This is a genomic window from Flavobacterium sp. U410 (genome assembly GCF_053570605.1).
This window is the reverse complement of the sequence record NZ_JBSEFI010000049.1, coordinates 1-1,751: the sequence shown is the minus strand read 5'-3', so window position 1 is coordinate 1,751 and position 1,751 is coordinate 1. Positions and strand designations below refer to the sequence as shown.

Sequence of the window (1,751 nt, the reverse complement as noted above, 5' to 3'; positions counted from 1 at the left end):
CTGGACGATGGAAATGATAGAGATTTAAGTGATTGGAGACACAATATGAATGTTTGTTACACAAGTAATGGTTGTGATGCACCGTTTCCAGGATATTAAATAATAAAACTGCTGCAGAATTCTGCAGCAGTTTAAATCGTTTTTTATGAAAAAAATATTTTTAATAGTACTGTTGCATTTTTGTTTTTTTGGAAAATCCCAAATAAAATCAGGGAAAATTGTTTACAAAACGTTTTATAATGTAAAAAGAGCTACAGATGAACTTAAACAAGAAAACATACATCTTTATCAAAAATATTATAACTGTGAAATTATTGCACATAATTTAGAATTTAAGTTAGAGTTCAATGATAGTATATCTAAATTTTCTTCAAATGATTATCTTTCATCTGAAGAATTTGATCCTATTTATGAAAGACTTACAAGAAGTGCTTTTGGTTATAATGATACATATTTTACAAATTCAAAAAAAGATTCAATTTTTGAATATGCAATGTTTTATGATGGTTTAAGACTTTTGAAACATAGTTCAATAGATTATGAATGGACATTTCATAATGAGTCTAAAATAATAAGTGGTTATACTTGCTATAAAGCTACAACAACCTATAAATTTTATTGGAATGGAAAGGATCGTGAATTTCCTATTATTGCGTGGTACTGCCCTGAAATTCCATTAAAATATTCACCGCTCAGATATGGTGGTACTTTGCCAGGATTAGTTTTAGAACTTAGTGAAACTTACAAAACTTGGATTGCAACTAAGATATTTATAAATGAGAAGATTGAAAGTTTGCAAATGCCTTTAAATATTGAAGAGTTTGATGCCCAAAAAATGGAGCTTTTAATAAAAGAGGCAAAAGAAACAAAATAAAAATAGCCTAAAAACTAGATGATTTATAATATAAAATGAAAAAAACACTTTTTTTCCTTTTCCTATCGTTAAGAATGTTGAGTCAAAATGATTCAGGGGAAATAACTTATAATATTTATTTAGGTTTTGATGAAGGGTTTTCTAAAAATGAAACCTTAAAAGGATTTTATGAAAAAGCACAAACTGGAGCAAAAGATATTTCTTTTAGTTTAACTATAAATAAAGATATTTCTTTGTTTAAAGTCAATGACGGTATAAACACTGAGGAGATAAATTTTGCAAAAGCATTTACTGAGGCAACAAATAAATATTTTATAGATCTTCATTCAAACAATAATATCAAGCAAATTGATAACCATTTAGGGAAGTTTATTATTAATTATACTAGAAAAACAGATTGGAAATTAGAAAATGAAACCAAAACTATTCAAGGTTATTTATGCTACAAAGCTGTTTCTGAGTTGGTTGTTAAAAATAAAAAAGGAGAGTTTAAATACCCAATAATAGCTTGGTATTGCCCGGCTATTCCATATAGTTTTGGTCCAAAAGGATATTATGGGTTGCCAGGGTTAATTTTAGAACTTCAAGAAAGAAATACTACTTATGGAGCAGTTAAAATAGACTTAAATAAACAAAATATAATAATAAAAAAACCTAATGAAGGAAAATTGGTAACTCAAGAAGAATTCAATGAGATTGCTTCTAAAACACCAAATTTTTAATTTAAGATGCTAAAAAAAATTCTTGTATTGTTTTTATTATTTTGTCAATTCTCCTTCTCCCAAACCCTTACCGGCGTGGTGCAAGACAGTATAAAGCCTCTAAAAAACAAAAAGAAAACGCTCCATTTTAACACCTAAAAATTTTAAATAAGTAT

General features: G+C 27.3%; 2 protein-coding genes. Both read left to right on the top strand.

What is annotated here, in order from left to right:
- The first annotated feature begins 145 nt into the window (after window positions 1-145).
- Entirely contained in the window at window positions 146-874 is a 729-nt protein-coding gene (locus tag ACUSJC_RS16725) for a GLPGLI family protein (RefSeq protein ID WP_449270695.1), read from the top strand.
- A gap of 35 nt (window positions 875-909) precedes the next feature.
- A complete protein-coding gene (locus ACUSJC_RS16720) occupies window positions 910-1,596 on the top strand; it encodes a GLPGLI family protein (RefSeq protein ID WP_449270694.1) in 687 nt (228 codons plus the stop codon).
- Window positions 1,597-1,751 lie beyond the last annotated feature (155 nt).

What these genes read in the sequence shown, in the direction of transcription:
- ACUSJC_RS16725 (WP_449270695.1), top strand. Translation starts at nt 146, where the DNA reads ATGAAAAAAATATTTTTAATAGTACTGTTGCATTTTTGTTTTTTTGGA.
- ACUSJC_RS16720 (WP_449270694.1), top strand. Translation starts at nt 910, where the DNA reads ATGAAAAAAACACTTTTTTTCCTTTTCCTATCGTTAAGAATGTTGAGT.